The 18,254-nt window shown below is 68.4% G+C and carries 17 protein-coding genes, 1 pseudogene and 1 riboswitch; of the genes and pseudogenes, 15 read left to right on the top strand and 3 right to left on the bottom strand.

Annotated features, from left to right (window positions below):
• Positions 1 to 263 precede the first annotated feature (263 nt).
• The 4 genes and pseudogenes from dhaK to ptsP all read left to right on the top strand — a co-directional run bounded on the left by dhaK (position 264) and on the right by ptsP (position 4,416).
• Complete coding sequence (gene dhaK, locus ABFX56_RS10920; protein WP_346233354.1) at positions 264 to 1,262, top strand: dihydroxyacetone kinase subunit DhaK; 999 nt, start codon at positions 264 to 266, stop codon at positions 1,260 to 1,262.
• A 40-nt stretch (positions 1,263 to 1,302) separates the two neighbouring features.
• Positions 1,303 to 1,899 (top strand): dihydroxyacetone kinase subunit DhaL, encoded by a 597-nt coding sequence (gene dhaL / locus ABFX56_RS10915; RefSeq protein WP_346233353.1) that lies wholly within the window; start codon positions 1,303 to 1,305, stop codon positions 1,897 to 1,899.
• Between the two features lie 63 nt (positions 1,900 to 1,962).
• Positions 1,963 to 2,676, top strand: a pseudogene (gene dhaM / locus ABFX56_RS16310) (dihydroxyacetone kinase phosphoryl donor subunit DhaM); the annotation flags it as partial.
• A gap of 123 nt (positions 2,677 to 2,799) precedes the next feature.
• Positions 2,800 to 4,416 carry a phosphoenolpyruvate--protein phosphotransferase gene (gene ptsP / locus ABFX56_RS10910; RefSeq protein ID WP_428834439.1) on the top strand — a complete coding sequence of 539 codons (1,617 nt, stop codon included), beginning with the start codon at positions 2,800 to 2,802 and terminating at the stop codon, positions 4,414 to 4,416.
• Between the two features lie 10 nt (positions 4,417 to 4,426).
• Here the strand turns inward: ptsP and glpK are convergent, their stop codons facing one another.
• Positions 4,427 to 5,941 carry a glycerol kinase GlpK gene (gene glpK / locus ABFX56_RS10905; protein WP_346233351.1) on the bottom strand — a complete coding sequence of 505 codons (1,515 nt, stop codon included), beginning with the start codon at positions 5,939 to 5,941 and terminating at the stop codon, positions 4,427 to 4,429.
• A gap of 235 nt (positions 5,942 to 6,176) precedes the next feature.
• Here glpK and ABFX56_RS10900 point away from each other — a divergent pair, with 235 nt between their 5' ends.
• The 5 genes from ABFX56_RS10900 (at position 6,177) to ribH (ending at position 11,000) form a co-directional block, all read left to right on the top strand.
• Positions 6,177 to 7,151, top strand: a complete 975-nt coding sequence (locus ABFX56_RS10900) for an MIP/aquaporin family protein (RefSeq protein WP_346233350.1) — start codon at positions 6,177 to 6,179, stop codon at positions 7,149 to 7,151.
• A gap of 81 nt (positions 7,152 to 7,232) precedes the next feature.
• Positions 7,233 to 7,385: riboswitch (FMN riboswitch) on the top strand.
• An 87-nt stretch (positions 7,386 to 7,472) separates the two neighbouring features.
• Positions 7,473 to 8,567 (top strand): bifunctional diaminohydroxyphosphoribosylaminopyrimidine deaminase/5-amino-6-(5-phosphoribosylamino)uracil reductase RibD, encoded by a 1,095-nt coding sequence (gene ribD / locus ABFX56_RS10895; RefSeq protein WP_428834433.1) that lies wholly within the window; start codon positions 7,473 to 7,475, stop codon positions 8,565 to 8,567.
• Entirely contained in the window at positions 8,567 to 9,205 is a 639-nt protein-coding gene (locus ABFX56_RS10890; protein WP_346233349.1) for a riboflavin synthase, read from the top strand. The genes ribD and ABFX56_RS10890 overlap by 1 nt, the downstream gene beginning before the upstream one ends.
• Complete coding sequence (ribB, locus tag ABFX56_RS10885) at positions 9,202 to 10,533, top strand: 3,4-dihydroxy-2-butanone-4-phosphate synthase (protein WP_346233348.1); 1,332 nt, start codon at positions 9,202 to 9,204, stop codon at positions 10,531 to 10,533. Before ABFX56_RS10890 ends, ribB begins: the two co-directional genes overlap by 4 nt.
• Positions 10,530 to 11,000 carry a 6,7-dimethyl-8-ribityllumazine synthase gene (gene ribH, locus ABFX56_RS10880; RefSeq protein ID WP_346233347.1) on the top strand — a complete coding sequence of 157 codons (471 nt, stop codon included), beginning with the start codon at positions 10,530 to 10,532 and terminating at the stop codon, positions 10,998 to 11,000. Before ribB ends, ribH begins: the two co-directional genes overlap by 4 nt.
• A 57-nt stretch (positions 11,001 to 11,057) precedes the next feature.
• Here the strand turns inward: ribH and ABFX56_RS10875 are convergent, their stop codons facing one another.
• Together ABFX56_RS10875 and ABFX56_RS10870 are read right to left on the bottom strand one after the other, a co-directional pair.
• The gene (locus ABFX56_RS10875) at positions 11,058 to 11,486 is read right to left on the bottom strand and encodes a hypothetical protein (RefSeq protein ID WP_346233346.1); all 429 of its coding nucleotides are present in this window, start codon (positions 11,484 to 11,486) and stop codon (positions 11,058 to 11,060) included.
• Positions 11,487 to 11,588: 102 nt separating this feature from the next.
• Positions 11,589 to 13,055, bottom strand: coding sequence for a hydroxymethylglutaryl-CoA synthase (locus tag ABFX56_RS10870; protein ID WP_346233345.1), 1,467 nt, complete (start codon positions 13,053 to 13,055; stop codon positions 11,589 to 11,591).
• 130 nt (positions 13,056 to 13,185) lie between these two features.
• On the opposite strand from ABFX56_RS10870, the gene mvaD reads away from it, so the two are divergent.
• The 6 genes from mvaD to ABFX56_RS10840 all read left to right on the top strand — a co-directional run bounded on the left by mvaD (position 13,186) and on the right by ABFX56_RS10840 (position 18,245).
• Entirely contained in the window at positions 13,186 to 14,181 is a 996-nt protein-coding gene (mvaD, locus tag ABFX56_RS10865) for a diphosphomevalonate decarboxylase (RefSeq protein WP_346233344.1), read from the top strand.
• Positions 14,178 to 15,194, top strand: a complete 1,017-nt coding sequence (locus ABFX56_RS10860; protein ID WP_346233343.1) for a mevalonate kinase family protein — start codon at positions 14,178 to 14,180, stop codon at positions 15,192 to 15,194. Before mvaD ends, ABFX56_RS10860 begins: the two co-directional genes overlap by 4 nt.
• Positions 15,191 to 17,479 carry a hydroxymethylglutaryl-CoA reductase, degradative gene (locus ABFX56_RS10855; protein ID WP_346233342.1) on the top strand — a complete coding sequence of 763 codons (2,289 nt, stop codon included), beginning with the start codon at positions 15,191 to 15,193 and terminating at the stop codon, positions 17,477 to 17,479. Before ABFX56_RS10860 ends, ABFX56_RS10855 begins: the two co-directional genes overlap by 4 nt.
• A gap of 80 nt (positions 17,480 to 17,559) precedes the next feature.
• Complete coding sequence (locus ABFX56_RS10850) at positions 17,560 to 17,763, top strand: YidH family protein (RefSeq protein WP_346233341.1); 204 nt, start codon at positions 17,560 to 17,562, stop codon at positions 17,761 to 17,763.
• A gap of 9 nt (positions 17,764 to 17,772) precedes the next feature.
• Positions 17,773 to 17,895: a hypothetical protein gene (locus tag ABFX56_RS10845; RefSeq protein ID WP_346233340.1), complete on the top strand. Its 123-nt coding sequence runs from the start codon at positions 17,773 to 17,775 to the stop codon at positions 17,893 to 17,895.
• Complete coding sequence (locus ABFX56_RS10840; RefSeq protein WP_346233339.1) at positions 17,892 to 18,245, top strand: DUF202 domain-containing protein; 354 nt, start codon at positions 17,892 to 17,894, stop codon at positions 18,243 to 18,245. The genes ABFX56_RS10845 and ABFX56_RS10840 overlap by 4 nt, the downstream gene beginning before the upstream one ends.
• The last annotated feature ends 9 nt before the right edge of the window (positions 18,246 to 18,254 follow it).

Below are 18,254 nucleotides of genomic sequence, written 5' to 3'. Positions count from 1 at the left end.
CGGAATCAGGATTCAGTGCGGATCTCGACGGGGCTCGACCACCGGAGACCGGATTCAGTGCGGATCTCGACGGGGCTCGACCACCGGATGTGCGGATCTCGACGAGCCCGTGCACCGAACGTGGCGCGGTGTCGACGGACCTCAACCACCGAAGGGCCCCGCGCCAGGCCTTGACAGTTGATCAAAGCCGGGAGCATATTCGACGTACTTCAGTCTCCGACGTACTCAACGCTCGGTATTCACTCCTCTGAGAGAAGCAGACCATGAAAAAGCTCATCAACTCGCCGGACAACGTCGTCGCAGACGCGCTCGTCGGCATCGAAGCAGCCTGCCCCGACCTGCGAATCGACCACGAGCACCGCATCATCTACCGACGCGACACTCCGCGGTCAGGCAAAGTCGGCCTGATCTCGGGAGGCGGCTCCGGCCACGAGCCGCTCCACGGCGGTTTCGTCGGGCTCGGGATGCTGGATGCCGCCTGCGCGGGCGAGATCTTCACCTCTCCCACTCCGGACCAGATGGTGGAGGCGACGAAGAACGTCAACGGCGGCGCCGGCGTGCTGCACATCGTCAAGAACTACACGGGCGACGTGATGAACTTCGACATGGCCGCCGAGATCGCGGCCGACGACGCCGGCGTGGAGGTGCAATCGGTGGTCACCAACGATGACGTCGCCGTGCAGGACTCCCTCTACACCGCGGGCCGCCGCGGTGTCGGCATCACCGTGCTGCTGGAGAAGATCGCCGGGGCGGCAGCGGAAGAGGGCCGCGACCTCGCATCCGTCGCCGACATCGCACGCCGCGTCAACGACTCCGGCCGTTCGATGGGCATGGCGCTCACCAGTTGCACCGTACCGTCGGCCGGCAAACCGACTTTCGACCTGCCCGACGATCAGATGGAGATCGGCATCGGCATCCACGGCGAGCCCGGCCGGCACCGCGAGCCGTTGGCCAGCGCCGCCGACATCGCCGTGCAACTGGTCGATCCGGTTCTGGCCGACTTCGACTTCACCGGCGGCGACACCATCGTGATGCTCAACGGCATGGGCGGGTCGCCGCTCATCGAGCTGTACCTGATGTACGGCGAGGTGAAGAAGCTCCTCGACAAGGCCGGCGTGCGCGTCGCCCGCAATCTCGTCGGCAACTACATCACCTCCCTCGACATGGCCGGATGCTCACTCACCGTCCTCGCCGCCGACGACGAGCTGATCTCGCTGTGGGACGCCCCGGTGAAGACGCCCGGCCTGCGCTGGGGGGTGTAGCACCACGGATGCGCTGACGCTGGACCAACTGACGGCCTGGATGACGGAATTCAGCCGGCTCGTCACCGAGCAACGCGACTATCTCACCGAACTCGACTCCGCCATCGGCGACGCCGACCACGGCACAAACATGACCCGCGGCATGACGGCGGCGATGGCCAAAGCCGGCGCCGCGCCCGCCGCCGACGCCGGCGAGTTCTTCAAAACGATCGGGATGACGCTGGTCAGCTCGGTCGGCGGTGCAAGCGGTCCGCTGTACGGCACGTTCTTCCTGCGACTGGGCACCGCCGCCGGTGATGCCGAAACGCTGGACGGAAACGCCCTGGCTGCAGCCCTGCGCGCCGGCCTCGAGGGCGTCGTCGCCCGCGGAAAGGCCGAGCTGGAGGACAAGACCATGCTCGACGCGTTGATCCCGGCGGTCGGCGCTTTCCAGAACGCCGTCGAGTCAGGCTCCGACCTTGCTGCGGCCGCCGACGCAGCCCTGGCCGCCGCGGAACAGGGCCGGGATGCCACGGAGCCGATGCTCGCGAAGAAGGGCAGAGCCAGCTACCTCGGCGAGCGCAGCATCGGCCACATCGACCCGGGCGCGACATCCACCGCACTGCTTTTCCGCGCCCTCGCCACCGCGCTGCACTGAGCTCATGCAGTGCAGCGACGGCCTCACGCAGTGCAACGGTCGCACTGGCATGACAGAGGCCCCATGACCAGGGTCGGCATCGTCGTGGTCTCGCACAGTCGGCGACTGGCCGAAGCGGCGGTCGAGCTGGCGCTGGAGATGGTGACCGGGGACAAGCCGGCGATCGCGATCGCCGCGGGCACGGAAGACGGCGGCACTGGTACCGACGCCACGAAGGTGGCGGATGCCATCGGTGAGGTCTCCGCCGGGGACGGTGTGCTCGTCGTCATGGATCTCGGCTCGGCCGTGCTCAGCGCTGGACTGGCCCTGGAGTTGCTGCCGGACGCATCCATCGACGTGCGGCTGAGCCCTGGCCCGTTCTTCGAGGGTTTGCAGTCGGCTGTCGTTCTGGCCGCGGCCGGCGCCTCTCTCGACGAGGTGGAGCGGGAGGCGGCCGGTGCGCTGAGCGCCAAGCAGGCGCAGTTGCCTGAGCCTGCCGCGGTGGTCGAGCCTGCCGCGGTGGCTAAGCCCGTCGGGGACCCGACGGCCGCACCCGACGCCTCTGCCGAGGCCACCCTGGTGAACCCGGATGGACTGCACGCCCGGCCGGCGGCGGCACTCGTCGCCCGGGTCTCGGGTTTTGCCGCACCGGTCGCCGTGACGAACCTGCGCTCGGGTGCTGGCCCGGCGGCCGCGAACAGTCCCATCGCATTGGCCACCCTGGCCGCGCGCCAGGGCGACACGCTGAGAATCGAGGCCAGCGGGCCGGATGCCGTCGAGGCGGTGGCTGCTGTGCGCCAGTTTGTCGCCGAGGGGTTCGGGGAGAAAGCGGAGGGAACCGCCAGCGGGGCGGTTCCGACGGTTTCGACAGGCTCAACCACCGGTACCGGCGGTACCACCGGGGCCGGGAGGCCGCTCGGAGTGAGCCCCGGGCGCGCCGCCGGCCCGGTCATGGTCGTGTCACCACCGATCGCCGAGCCCGCCACCGGCATGCCGCTGCCGGACGATCAGCGCGAGACGGCCGCGAGCCGAGTCGATCCGGCGATCGACGCAGTGGCCAGCGCCCTCGGGGAACTGGCCGCCCGGGTGCGCGGTGAGGCTGGCGACATCATCACCGCCACCGCCGCGATCGCCCGGGATCCGGAACTGGCGACCACCATCCGCTCGGGCATCATCGACCGCGGACTGAGCGCCGAGCGTGCGGTGTGGGAGGCGGTCACCGCCATCGCCGCCGTCTACAAGGGCGCCGGCACCAGATTGGCGGCACGCATTGTCGACCTCACCTCCGTGCGCGACCGCCTCATCGCCCACCTGAGCGGACAGCCCGTACCCGGTATCCCGCACTCGAGTGCACCGTACGTGCTCACCGCCATCGACCTGGCCCCGACGGATACCGCGGTGCTCGACCCGGCACACTGTCTCGCCATCGTCACCGAGCAGGGCGGTCCGACCTCGCACACCGCCATCCTGGCCCGCTCGCTCGGTATCCCCGCCGTCGTCGGCGCATCGGGCGTCACCGACATCCCGGAGGGCACGACGGTCCTGGTCGACGGGACGACCGGTGAGATCGTGATCGATCCGAGTCCGGACCAGCTCGGCACCGTCGCGGCATCCGGCGAGCACCCCCCGGTACTGGAGCCGGGGGCCACGGCAGATGGCTATCCGGTGCCGCTACTGGCCAACATCGGCTCGGCGCAGGCTGTCGCCGCCGCCCTGGCAGAAGGCGCAGAAGGGATCGGGCTGTTCCGCACCGAGTTCAGTTTCCTCGACCGCACCGAGGCGCCCAGCGTCCAGGAACAGACCGCCGCCTACCGGGAGGTGTTCGCCGGGTTCGCGGGCAAGAAGGTGGTCATCCGCACCCTGGATGCCGGTGCCGACAAGCCGTTGCCGTTTGTGACCGACCATTCGGAACCGAACCCGGCGCTCGGCGTGCGGGGCTACCGCACCGCCACCACGCATCCGCAGGTGCTAGACGACCAGCTCACCGCCATCGCTGCCGCCGCCGCGGCCGAAACGGCGCAGGTGCAGGTGATGGCGCCGATGATCGCGACGGCCGACGAGGCCGCCCAATTCGCGACGCTCTGCCGCGCTCACGGGATCGACACCGTGGGGGTGATGGTGGAAATCCCCGCAGCGGCCATCATGGCTGCGGAGATCTTCGCCGAGGTGGACTTCGTCAGCCTGGGCACCAACGACCTGACCCAATACACGCTGGCCGCCGACCGCACCCTGGGCGCACTCGGGGCGCTCGGCGACCCGTGGCAGCCCAGCGTGCTGCGCCTGATTCGGATGGTGTGCGACGGGTCGGCCGGAAAACCGGTTGGGGTGTGCGGGGAGGCGGCCGCCGACCCACTGTTGGCTGCCGTGCTCGTGGGACTGGGCGTGACGAGTCTGTCGATGTCGCCGCGCTCCCGCGGGCCGGTCGCCGTTCAGGTGAAGTCGGTCACCCTCGATCAGTGCAGACGCGCGGCGGATGCGGCCAGCGCCGCCCGCACGGCGACGGATGCGCGCGCCTGCGCCCGGGATGCGCTGGGGTAGTCGCTGCTCCTCAGGTGACGTCCTCGTCTACCCAGTCGAAAGTCTTGGTGACGGCCTTCTTCCAGTTGCGGATGAGGCGGTCGCGTTCGGCCGCATCCATCTTCGGCTCCCAGCGACTGTCCTCCTGCCAGTTCGCCCGCAGGTCGTCGAGGTTCTCCCAGAATCCGACCGCCAGTCCCGCCGCGTACGCCGCGCCGAGCGCCGTGGTCTCGGCGACCACCGGACGCACCACCGGCACCCCGAGGATGTCGGCCTGGAACTGCATGAGCAGGTTGTTGGCGATCATGCCACCGTCGACCTTGAGTTCCTCCAGCGGCACTCCGGAGTCGGCGTTGACAGCATCCAGCACCTCACGGGTCTGGAACGCGGTCGCCTCCAAAACGGCGCGCGCGATGTGGCCTTTGTTCACGAACCGGGTGAGTCCGACGAGTGCACCGCGGGCATCCGATCGCCAGTACGGCGCGAACAGGCCGGAGAACGCCGGCACGAAGTAGGCGCCACCGTTGTCCTCAACGGTCTTTGCGAGCGCTTCGACGTCCGCCGCCGAGGAGACCATGCCCAGATTGTCGCGGAGCCACTGCACCAGGGCGCCGGTCACGGCGATCGAGCCTTCGAGCGCGTAGTGCGGCGCGGCGTCGCCGAGCTTGTAGCCGAGTGTGGTGAGCAGTCCGTTCTTCGAGTGGACGATGTCCTCGCCGGTGTTGAAGATCAGGAAGTTCCCGGTGCCGTAGGTGTTCTTCGCCTCGCCTTGGTCGAACGCGGCCTGGCCGAACGTGGCCGCCTGCTGGTCGCCCAGGATGCCGGCGATCGGCGTCTCGCGCAGCAACGACGACGACTCGGCGGTGCCGTACACCTCGGATGAACTCTTGATATCGGGCAGCATGGATTTCGGCACGTTGAAGGCCCGCAGGATGTCGTCATCCCACTGCAGCGTCTCCAGGTCCATGAACATGGTGCGGGACGCGTTCGTCACATCGGTGACGTGCACCCCGCCGTTGACACCGCCGGTCAGGTTCCAGAGCACCCAGGAGTCGGTGTTGCCGAAGTACAGATCGCCGGCCTCGGCTTTCTCGCGCGCCCCGTCCACGTTCTCCAGGATCCAGACGATCTTCGTGCCGGAGAAATACGTGGCCAGCGGCAGCCCCACCTTCTGCTTGAACCGCTCGACACCGCCGTCGGCCGCGAGCCGGTCGACGATGTCCTGCGTGCGCGTGTCCTGCCAGACGATGGCGTTGTACACCGGCTCACCGGTGGTCTTGTCCCACACCACGGCGGTCTCACGCTGGTTGGTGATGCCGATCGCGGCAACGTCGTGCCGAGTGATGTTCGCCTTGGACAGCGCCTGCCCGATCACCTCACGGGTGTTGTTCCAGATCTCCATGGGATCGTGCTCGACCCAGCCCGCCCTTGGGAAGATCTGCTCGTGCTCCAGTTGCCCGGTGGAGACGATGGATCCCGAGTGGTCGAACACGATGGCCCGGGAGCTGGTCGTGCCCTGGTCGATGGCGACAACGTACTGATTCATAATGTGCAACTCCTTGCGTTAAGAGTGGTCCGCGTGATGAAGCTATCCCCGCCGCTCACCGCGGACAAGGGGGTGTGGAAGTGCATTATCGTCACTTCGGCTCGATGCCGGCTGAATTTCACGACAAAAAATTGGGGCTGGTGAGGCGCAAACAGTGGGTCTAGCCTGGCGGTCGTTCGACAGTTCTTTCATGGATGCGTGGCAGATCTCGCCACCGATCGAGGGAGATTGAATCGTGACTGACATCAGCCCCATCCGGAATTCGCTCCGCAACTCTATGCGCAACGGCAGCGGCCTGAAACGCGTGGGAGGCACCTGGGGCGAGGTACTCGCCGAGTTCCTCGGCACCTTCGTTTTGCTCTCATTCGGCGACGGGGTCGTGGCGATGGCGGTCGCCGCACTGCCGGGATCGGGTCGCGCGCAAAGCGACACCACGATCTTCCTCGCGGCGGGCGACTGGTTGCTGATCGCCTGGGGTTGGGCCTTCGCGGTCGTGTTCGGCGTGTACATCGCCGGCGGCGTCAGCGGAGCGCACCTCAATCCGGCGATCACGCTCGCGTTCGCCGTCCGGCGCAAGTTCGCCTGGGGCAAGGTGTTGCCATATATGGCCGCTCAAGTCGTCGGCGCCTTCGCCGGCGCCGCACTGGTCTACCTGCTCTACCACGACGCGATCGACGCGTTCAACAAGGCATCCAAGACAGCCAGGGATGCCGCGGGTGGGCTAGCCACCTTCTCGATCTTCGCCACGTTCCCGGCGCCGTACTTCCACGGCAACCTGACCATTCCGTTCATCGACCAGGTCGTGGGCACGATGTTCCTGGTGATGCTGGTGGCGGCGGTGATCGACATGCGCAACCTCGCCGTCAAGGCCAACCTCGGACCGTTGATTATCGGATTCGCCGTGGCCGCGATCGGCATCTCCTTCGGAGCCAACGCCGGATACGCGATCAACCCGGCTCGTGACTTCGGCCCCCGTCTGTTCGCGTGGATGGCCGGCTGGGGTGACGTCGCCCTCCCCGGCACGATCGACGGTTCGTTCAGCTGGTACTTCTGGGTGCCGATCATCGGTCCGCTGGTCGGTGGCATCGTCGGCGTGTTCGTGTACGACTGGTTCATCGGCGACATCCTGCACGCTAGGGCCGGGCTCGTCGAACCGACGGGCCGTACCCGCGACGACACCGACTTGCCGACCACGGCCGACGAGGAGTAGCTGTCACCGGTATTCCCCGGTCATCCGTGACGGGGGAATACCGCCGCGCCCGCCCGGTTAACTAGACTAGAAGTTCAGCAGTACGTGCTCCGGGGTCGGTGAGAATCCGAACCGGCGGTGATAGTCCGCGACCCGCGTTCGGTGAAGACCGGATGCGGTTGAGCCGGTGGAATTCCGGGACCGACGGTTATGAGACAGGCAACGTCTCTCAGTCCGGATGGAAGGAAGCACGCGTGTGGCCGCCGTCGGCGGCCGTGGCCCGTTGACGCAACGGCCGGCACGAAATCCCGGAGCCCGTCTCGTTCAGACATGAGGAACCGGATGACCAGCCCAGCCAGCGACACGGCAGCTGCTCCGGCGACCCGTGCCGTCGCGGCGGACATCGAGCACGCCATGTCCCGGGCGCTGGAGCTCGCGGCCCGCGGCCCCGCGACTGGTCCGAACCCGCAGGTCGGCTGCGTCATCCTCTCCCCCGCCGGCCACACGCTGGCCGAAGGCTGGCACCGCGGCGTCGGCACACCGCACGCCGAGGTGGACGCCCTCGCGAAGCTCGACGCCGACCAGGCGCGCGGCGCCACCGCGGTGGTCACGCTGGAACCCTGCAACCACACCGGGCACACCGGCCCGTGCAGCGAGGCACTCATCGAGGCGGGCATCACCCGTGTCTTCTACGCGCTGTCCGACCCCAACCCGGTCGCCCACGGAGGAGCCCAGCGGCTGCGCAACGCCGGGGTCGAGGTGGTCGGTGAGGTGCTGGCGGATGCGGTCAGCTCGTTCATGCACGACTGGCTCGCCGCCATGAGCCTGGGCCGCCCCTACATCACCCTCAAGTGGGCCTCCAGCCTGGACGGTCGAACCGCGGCCGCCGACGGATCCAGCCAATGGATTACCGGCGAAAGCGCCCGCGCGCACGCGCACCGTCAGCGCGCGAAGGCCGACGCCATCCTGGTGGGCACCGGCACCGTGCTCACCGACAACCCCGCCCTCACCGCGCGCGCACCGGACGGCACCCTCCTGCCGCACCAGCCGATCCCCGTCGTGGTCGGCGAACGTCCCGTCCCACCGGATGCCCGGCTGTTCACGCATCCGCAGCGGCCGGTTATCACCGCCAGCCGAGACCTGAGCGCCATCCTGGCCGGCCTCTTCGCCCGGGGAGTGCGTCATGCCTTCGTCGAGGGCGGCCCCACGCTGACCACCGCGTTCGTCGCCGCCGGCCTCGTCGACGAGTACCTGATCTACCTGGCGCCGACCCTCCTCGGTGGGCCGCACAGCGCGATCGGCGACATCGGCGTGGGCACGATCGGCGAGCAACGACGGCTCATTGTGAGCTCGGTGGAGCGCCTCGGCGACGACACCGTGCTGGTCGCCCGACCGGCGACGCAGGCTGACGAATCGACGGAAGAAGGAGTGCGCTAGTGTTCACCGGAATCATCGAAGAGCTGGGCGAGGTCCTGGAGTGGAGTGTCTCGGAGGACGCTGCCCGACTCACCGTGCGCGGTCCGCTGGCCGTGTCGGATGCCGGTCACGGCGATTCGATTGCGGTCAGCGGAGTGTGCCTCACCGTCGTCGACACCGGCGACGACTGGTTCACCGCCGATGTGATGGCCGAAACCATTGCGATGAGCACCCTGAAGTCGCCCGCGGTGGGTTCCCGGGTGAACCTGGAGCGGGCCGCGCACGTCGGCGACCGCCTCGGCGGGCACATCGTGCAGGGCCACGTCGACGGCACGAGCACCCTGCTGAGCATCACCGACGGGGATGCGTGGCGGGTGCTGCGCTTCACCCTCGATGAGGCGCTCGCCCCGCTGGTCACCGGCAAGGGCTCCATCGCCGTTGACGGCGTCTCCCTCACTGTGAGCGCGATCGGACCGGACTGGTTCGAAGTCTCGCTCATCCCCGAAACACTTCGCGCCACCACCCTGGGCGAGCGCGCCGTTGGCGAGGCCGTCAACATCGAAACCGACATCCTGGCGCGGCACGTTGCGCGCCTGCTGCAGTTCACCGCGGGCCGTTCGAACGATCTGCGCACCACCACCGAAAGGAGCGAGCCATGAGTCTCGCTGACATCCCCACCGCCCTGGATGACCTGCGGGCCGGTAAACCGCTGATCGTCGTGGACGACGAGAGCCGTGAGAACGAGGGCGACGTCATTATCTCCGCCCAACTCGCGACCCAGGAGTGGATCGCCTGGATGGTGCGCCACACCTCCGGCTACATTTGCGCTCCCATGACCAACGAGATCGCCGACCGCCTGGAACTGCCGGTCATGGTGGCCGACAACGAGGACCCGCGCGGCACCAACTACACCGTCAGTGTCGACGCCGCCGACCGGCTCAGCACCGGTATCAGCGCCGCCGACCGCGCGCACACGCTGCGCGTCCTCGCCGACCCCGCATCCAGCCCCACCAGCCTGCACCGGCCAGGCCACGTGCTGCCGCTGCGCGCCATGGAAGGTGGCGTTCGTGTGCGCGACGGCCACACCGAGGCAACCGTCGACCTGCTCACCCTGGCCGGCCTCATCCCGGTCGGCGCGATCTCCGAAATCGTCGCGGACGACGGAGAGATGATGCGACTGCCGGAACTGCTCGCGTTCGGCGAGCGCGAGAACGTCACGGTGATCACCATCGCCGAATTGATCGGTTACCTGGTGCGCACCAACGCCGACACCACGGCGCACAGCATCGCGTCCGTGCCCGAGACTTCCCGGGTGATCTTCGAGGTGGAGACCACGGTGCCGACCGTCTACGGATCGTTCACCATCCGCGCCTACCGGGACCGGATGACCGGAGCTGACCACCTGGCGATCATCTCCGGGGCGCCCAGCAATGGAACCCTCCTCCGGGTGCACTCCGAGTGCCTCACCGGCGAGGTGTTCGGCTCGCTCAAGTGCGAGTGCGGGCCGCAATTGCAATCGGCGCTGGAGACCATCCAGCGCGAGGGCGGTGTGGTCATCTACATGCGCGGCCACGAGGGCAGGGGCATCGGCCTGATCAACAAGCTCAAGGCGTACCGGCTGCAGGAAGACGGGCTGGACACCTTCGACGCGAACCTCGCACTGGGATTGCCGGTGGACGAGCGAGACTACAGTGCAGCCGTCGCCATCCTTGAGGACCTCGGCCTGTCCGAGGTCCGGGTGATCACCAACAACCCCGACAAGGTGCGGCAGTTGCGCGAACGCGGCATCACCGTGACCGAACAGGTGCCGCTGCTGGTCGGCGTCGGACCGCTGAACGCCGGATACCTGGCCACCAAGCGCGACAAGATGGGCCACAAGTTCACCACGGCCAACCCCGTGCCCGGCTCCGGAGACGGGCCGCTGGATGCAGCGCTCGGACGGCTGGGCGCGTCACAGCACCACGGCAAGGGAAAGGAAAGCGCATGAGCGGCGCCGGCGCCCCCCAACACCACACCGACGGCAGCGGCCTCAAGGTCACCATCGTGGCTGGCCGCTGGCACGAGGCGATCGCCGCGGGCCTCCTCGCCGGCGCGCACCGCGTGCTCGACGCCTCCGGAGCCGAGGTCACCGAGGTGCGAGTTCCCGGCAGCTTCGAACTGGCGGTAGCCTGCCAGGCGGCGCTGAACGCCGGGGCGGATGCCGTCGTGGCGCTCGGCGTGATCATCCGCGGCGGAACCCCCCACTTCGAGTACATCTCCGCCGCCGCCACCAACGGACTGACCCAGGTGGCCCTGACCACCGGCAAACCCGTGGGCTTCGGGGTGCTCACCCTCGACGACGAACAGCAGGGACTGGATCGGGCCGGGCTGGAGGGTTCGAAGGAAGACAAGGGCGCCGAGGCGGCCGAAGCGGCGCTGGCGACTGCGCGGGTGCTGCAGCAGCTGAGCGCGTAGACATACGAAGGGGTCCCCGGCCGAGGCCGGGGACCCCTCAGATGGAACGTTGGCGAATCAGCAACCCGTGCCGAACAACCGCGTCCCAGAGTAGTTCACGCAGCTGATGACGTTAGTCGAACCGGCTGACGCGCTGGCGTCTGCAACAATGAACGCGCTCGAAACGGTCAGGTGGTTCGCGGCCACATATGCCTGGGTCCCCGCGTGGGTGCAGTTGACGGTGTAGAGGGCGGTGCGATTGGTGTTCAGATCCGCGTTTCCTAGTTCGTCCCACCTGAACCCGATATTGACGTCCTGGGTTCCTCCTGCGTTCAACGCCGTCGAATCAGCGGCAGGAATCGCAGTAATTGCCTCGGAACCGCCGATAACGCCTCCGGTTGTTTCCGCACCCCAATGGGCGACGAGCGGAATCGACCCCTTGTTCGTCAGAGTCAAGCGGGCCGTGCGCTCCCCCGCGGCAGAGCCGTTGATCGTTCCCAGATCCACCGTCGCGGTGTGACCGCCATCGCTGATGGTGACTCCCCGGTCGCTGCTCGACAGCTGGCAGCCGAAGGTTCCTACGTTAATGCTGGCATTGCCGGTTGTTAGTTAGCGGGCTGGCTCGAAGCGGTAGTACTCGATGCCGCGGTCGTAGAACTCCGGCCCGTTCGAGGTGCCTACTCGATCCACGACAAACTCGTCGTGCACCGGCAGCGCCGGGAAACCGGCGGTGCGGCCGTCGTGCAGGTCAAGGTACTGTTCACGGGTGAGGTCCATCGGATCGCCGAGCGCCGCGGTGAAGTTGATCCGCTTCGCCGCGTCCTCCCAGCCGGGCACCACCCGCATCGGCAGGGCCTCGGCGGCGTCGCCGCTGCCGTAACCGAGCGCGAGCCACTGCTGGCCGGCGATGTCGAGCGACTGAGCTGCCGCGTGCTGCAGGCCGGCCGCCAGCCACGCCGGCAGGGCGGCGGTGTACAGATTGCCCAGGTCACGCATCGCTTCGGCGCCCAGGCCCAGCTTGCCGTCAACCAGGATGCGCCAGGTGTCCGTCTTCAGCAGGTACTGACGCAGGAGCCTCGCCAGCGGGAACACGTCTCCGGTGTCCTCGCCGCGCACCCCGTAGCCACGGAACGGGGACGGCGCCAGCAGCTCGGCGATCAACGGTTCGGCGTCCAGTCCGGCATCCGCAGCGTAGTGCCGCAGCTGCGCCTGACCCTGCTCACCGTCGGCGGCGAGCGCGAACAGGTAGGACATCACCCAGCCGGTCGCCGGCATCCTGTGGTAGGGACGGTGCATGAACACAGCGTCGACCTCGCTGAAGAAGTCCACGCCGCGGCCCGGGCGCTTGGCGAGCATGGCCGCCATCGCGTGGTGGGTGGCGTCGATGTAGCAACTAGTCGAGTACCGGCCGTTGAACACGGGCAGATCCTGCATCTGACCGTCATCACGCGGCGGCTGACGGAACCGGGCGAACGGTTTGCGGAAGTCCACGACGCGGTAGTCGGAGTCGCTGCCGGCACCGGCCAGGTCCACCTCCAGCAGCTTCGCGTCGCCCTCGACGAGCATCGCCACCGCTCCGGCGCCCTGGGTGGGCTCCCCGCTGGAGCCGATCGCGTACTCGGCGATGTCGGCGGAAACCACGATCGCCTGCCGGCCGACGCCATCCGTCGCCAGGTAGCGCAGTGCCGCCTTCAGCGCGTACACCCCGCCGAGGCAGGCCTGCTTGAACTCCGGAACCTCGCAATTGCGGGACAGTTCCGGCTTACCGGACGCCACCAGGGCGTCGTTGATCATGCCCTTGAGGATGACCGCGCCGGCCGAGTTGTCGCTTGATGATTCGGTGCCGAACGCGAGCAGCCCCACCTGCGTTGGATCGATGTCGTAATCCTGGATCAGCCGCCACACCGCGTTGGCCGCGAGCGTGTAGACGCTTTGCCGCGGGCCGCGCATCCGGAACGAACGACCGACGACGCCCCGCACCTTGTTCCAGGGCTCGTCGTTCCACCGGCACCAGTCTTCCAACTGCACCCGATACGGTGGCAAATACAGGGACAGACCGCTGATTCCAGGTGTCAAGCTGCTCTCGTTCCGATTCTCGTAGCCATTCGGCCGTAGCTGAAACCGCGTGCCGACCGACACTCAGCCGATTTTAGCAAGCCCCGGAAGGGCACCGCTAAAATGTCGTGGAGGCGATCGGAGCACCACTGTGGAGAAACCCATCGGCGGTGGAAGCACCGCCGCGGCGCGCGCACACAGCAACATCGCCCTCATCAAGTACTGGGGAAAACGCGACACCGCGTTGAACCTCCCGGCCGTGGGCTCAATCTCCGTCACGCTCGACGCTCTGCGCACCCAGACCGCCGTAGCGTTCGGCTCCGAAGGAGACGACGAGCTGGTGCTGGACGGCGAGCGGGTGTCTGCGCAGCGGGCCCAGCGGATGCTCGACCTCGTGCGGGAGCGCGCCGGCATCCGATCCGCGGCCACGGTGACCTCCACCAACAACTTCCCCACCGGCGCGGGCCTGGCCTCGTCGGCCTCGGGGTTCGCCGCACTCGCCGTTGCCGCCTGTGCGGCGGCGGGCGTCGACGCGTCATTGACGGAACTGTCCATCCTGGCTCGGCGCGGCTCGGGGTCGGCCGCCCGGTCGATCTTCGGCGGCTTCGTGGAACTGCACGCCGGAGTGGCCCCCGACGGAAGCGATGCGTTCGCCGAACCGATCCTGGACGCCGCCGACTGGCCGTTGTCGGTGGTGGTCGCGATCACCTCCCGGGAGGCGAAGAGCGTCTCATCGACCGCCGGCATGGGACGTAGCGCTGCAAGCTCTCCGTTCTACCCGGCCTGGACCGACACCGCCGAGCAGGACCTCGCGGACATGCGCTCGGCGATCGCCGCCCGGGACTTCGCCAGAGTGGGCGAACTGGCCGAATACAGCTGCCTCAAACTGCACGCACTGATGCTCACCACCCGACCGGCTCTGGTCTACTGGAACGCCGCCACGGTCGCCGCCATCCATGCCGTGCGCGACTTGCGCGCCGGCGGCATCCCGGTCTACTTCACCATCGACGCCGGCCCGCAACTGAAGGCACTGTGCGCCCCGGCGGATGCCGCCACCGTGGCGGCCGCGCTGGCCGCCGTGGCCGGAGTGCAGGAAACCCGCACCAGCGGCCTCGGCCGCGGCGCGCACCTGGTGCCTGCACCGTGACGGACATCGTCGCCTCGGCTCCCGGCAAACTCTTCCTGCTCGGCGAGTACGCGGTGCTCGAGGGGGCACCGGCGCTACTCACCGCCGTCGACCGTCGCGTCAGCGTCACGATCACGAGGCCGGAGACCGCATCCTGGCAACTGCATGCGCCCGACCTCGGCCTGCCCGAGGTGCATTTGGGCGAGGACGGTGCCCTACCGACGTCGCTTCCCGCCCCCGCGCGCGCCACGCTGCGGCTGTTCGACGCGGTGCGCGCCGCCGTCGCAGGGCAACCGAACGCATCCGTGCCGCGCAGCCTGACCATCACCACCGACAGCAGTGCGCTGTCCCAGGATGGTCACAAGCTCGGCCTCGGCTCCAGCGCGGCCGTGGCGGTCGCCCTCACCGCTGCGCTGGCACGCGCGGCCGGGTTGAGGCTGGATCGGGCCGAGGTGTGCGGGCTGGCCAGTTCGGCGCATCGGGCCGCACAGGATGGCGCGGGCAGCGGCGGCGACGTCGCGGCCAGCACCTACGGCGGCCTGCTCAGCTTTGTCAGGGAGGACAGCCCGGCTCCGCTGCACTGGCCCACCGGATTGACCATGATGGTCGTGATCACCGGAACCGGCAGCAGCACCAGCGAACTGGTGCGCCGCGTCGGCGACTACGCCCACCGGGACCCCACCGGCTACCGCGTCGACCTCGCCCGACTGACCGGCCTGGCGGAGCGCGCGCACGTCGCCCTCCGCTCGGCTGACCGGTTCCTCGAACTGGCGGGCGACTACTTCGACGCACTGCGCCTGCTGGATGTCCACGCGCACGCCGGCATCGTCACCGAACGGCACCTGGAGTTGCACGCGCTGGCGCGACGGCACTCTGCCGTGTTCAAGACCTCCGGGGCAGGCGGCGGCGATGTAGGGTTGGCCTTCAGCCGCAGTGGCGCCCCGGCGCGTGAACTGGCGGCATCCCTTGCCGCCGCTGGGGCGGATGTGGTGCCGCTCGGCTTCGGCGCCGCCGGACTCGAGGACGGAATATGAGACAGTCCCGCATCCCCAAGTTCTACCAGTTGTCCGTGAAGGACCGGTTGCGCGCCCTCGTCGAGCGCGGCCTGCTCAGTGATGCCGATTACGACGCACTGAGCTCGGGAACGTACCTGCTCGACGTGGACAAGGCCGACCGGCTCACCGAGAACGTGATCGGCGTGTTCTCGATGCCGCTCGGGCTCGGCCTGAACTTCCACATCAACGAGCTGGACTACCTGGTGCCCATGGTGGTGGAGGAGCCGTCGATCATCGCGGCGGTGAGTTCTGCTGCCCGGCTGGTGCGCCGAGCCGGCGGTTTCACGAGCGTCGCCGACACCCCGATGATTCTCGGCCAGGTTCAGGTGCTCGACGTGACCGACCCGGAACGGGCGCGAACTAATCTGTTGCTGCGCACGCAGGAGATCCTGGATATCGCCAACAGCCAGCATCCGAACATGGTGCTGCGCGGCGGCGGTGCCAAAGACGTCGAGGTGTTCCTCCGTGGCGACACCGCCGAACACGGCGAACTGGTCGTGGTGCACCTGGTGGTGGACAGCTGCGACGCCATGGGGGCCAACCTGGTCAACACGATGTGCGAGGCGGTGGCGCCGCTGATCGAGGAGATCACCGGCGGGCACGTGTTCCTGCGCATCCTGTCGAACCTCACCGACCGGGCCATCGTGCGCGCCCGAGCGGTGATCCCGACGGCCCGGCTCGGCTCCGGTGACTTCTCCGGCGAGCAGGTGCGCGACGGCATCATCCTGGCGAACGAGTTCGCGCAGCTGGATGCGCACCGGGCGACGACGCACAACAAGGGCATCATGAACGGCATCGACGCCGTGGCGATCGCCACCGGGAACGATTGGCGGGCCATCGAGGCGGCCGCGCATGCTTACGCGGCGCGCAGCGGCCGCTACTCACCGCTGACCACCTGGACCAGCAACGAGGACGGCGACCTGGTCGGCGAGCTGGAGTTGCCGCTCAAGGTGGGCACCGTCGGCGGGCAGGTGGAGTCGAACTCCGCGGTGCGAATCGCCTACGGCATCCTGGGGACCACCTCCGCGGTCGAACTGGCGCAGGTGATGGCGGCGGTGGGCCTGGCCCAGAACCTGGCGGCGCTGAAGGCGCTGTCGACGGAGGGCATCCAGCCGGGTCATATGCGCCTGCACGCGCGCAGCGTCGCGGTCGCGGCTGGAGCTACGGGAGAAAGGTTCGCCGAGGTGGTGGAGAAGCTGGTCGCCAGCGGGGAGATCAAGGTGTGGAAGGCGCGGCGCATCCTGGAGGCCATTGAAGCGGCCGACAGCGCCAGAACGGCCGGCGGCGAGGACCTCACCTCCGCCCCGAAGACCGCGCCGATTCCGCACATCGGCAAGGCGGGATTCGGCAAGGTCGGCTTCGGCAAGATCATCCTGCTCGGCGAGCACTCGGTGGTGTACGGGTACCACGCGATCGCGGCACCGATCGGACTGTCGATCCGGGCGAAGGTCACCCCTCAGCCGGCCGGAGTCGAACTGATCATCCCTGGCGGGGGTGCCGCGGCCCGCGAGTCGGCCGACTCCGACCTGCCGGTACGGGTCACCGCGCTGATCACCCAGCGGCTGGGCATCGAGAACCAGGGCATGCGGGTTGAGGTGTTCCCCGACCTGCCACGGGCCAGCGGGCTGGGTGCCTCCGCGGCTCTCGCAGTCGCGGTGATCCGCGGCATGGCCGACTGTTTCAGCATCCCGCTCACCGACGCGCAGGTGAGTGCGCTGGCGTTCGAGTGCGAGCAGATCGTGCACGGTACCCCCTCCGGCATCGACAACACGGTGGCCACATTCGGCCGGCCGATTCTGTTCCGCAAGGCGATCGGCGCGGGCGGGCCGGAGATCTCGGATGTGGTACCGCCGCATCCGCTGCCCGTCATCATCGGTCTCACCGGCGTGCGCTCGCTCACGGCGCGCACGGTCAGTCTGGTGCGTACGGCGTGGACGAAGAATCCGTCCCGCTACGACGGCATTTTTACCCAGATCGACGCTCTGGCGCTCGCGGGGGCGGATGCGTTGCGCCGTGGCGACGTGGCGGAATTGGGCGACCTGATGAACCTCAACCAGGGCCTGCTCAATGCGTTGCAGGTGTCCAGCCCCGAGATCGAGACGTTGGTGGATCTCGCCCGTCGGGCTGGAGCGCTCGGCGCCAAGCTGACCGGCGGCGGGGGCGGCGGCGCGATCATCGCCGTCGCCGAACCGGACCGTACCAAGTCGATCGCCACGGCGATGCGACGGGCCGGGTTCGACACCTACCTCACCGAGATCCGCTAGCCTGCGCCGATAGAATGGCGCGGTGAGGGCCAACCGATGACCGAACCGGCCGACCGGTTCAAACGCGATTTCCGCGCAGGGTGTACGGCGTCGGCTCGGAGCCGGATGCCCGGTTCACGTTGGCCAATGAGCGCACCTTTCTGGCCTGGATCCGCACCTCGCTGGCGCTGATCGCCGTCGGCGTCGCCCTGGAGGCCTTCGCCCTGCCGATCGCGCCGGGTTTCCGGCTCGGCGCGTCGCTGCTGCTGATCGGGCTCGGCATCCTCGCCCCGCTGCAGGCCTGAATGGGTTGGATGTCGGTGGAGCGGGCGTTGCGTCTGGAACGCCCGTTGTCGCCGCCCGGATTGGCCGGACTGATCGCAATCGGCGTCGCGCTCGCCGGAATGCTGCTCGGTGTGGGTCTTCTGCTGTCGTGACCGACCCGCTGGATCGCCCGTTCGACGCCGGTTTGCAGGCGGAGCGCACCGCGCTGGCCTGGCAGCGGACCATCCTTGCGTTTGCCATCGCGTTCCTGGTCGCCGCCCGTCTGCTGGTCGGCGTGTTCTGCTCGCTCAGCTTCCTGCTGGCCGCGATCGGTCTGGTCGCCACGACCGCGCTGTTCCTGCTCGGTCACCGGCGCTACCGGTTCGCCCACACCATGCTGGTGCGCGCCCGTGGTGCTCGGGTGCCGTTCAGCAGCGCCGTGCCGTTGTACGTGTGGGTGCTCACCACGTCCGTGCTGGCCGGATGTGGCCTCGCGTTCGCCCTCATCGCCGCACCGGGCTAGCGCGACCGG

The organism is Parafrigoribacterium mesophilum (assembly GCF_039652555.1).
Classification (GTDB): Bacteria; Actinomycetota; Actinomycetes; order Actinomycetales; family Microbacteriaceae; genus Parafrigoribacterium; species Parafrigoribacterium mesophilum.
Note: the sequence above shows the minus strand (reverse complement) of the source record. Positions and strands in the feature narration are given on the sequence as shown.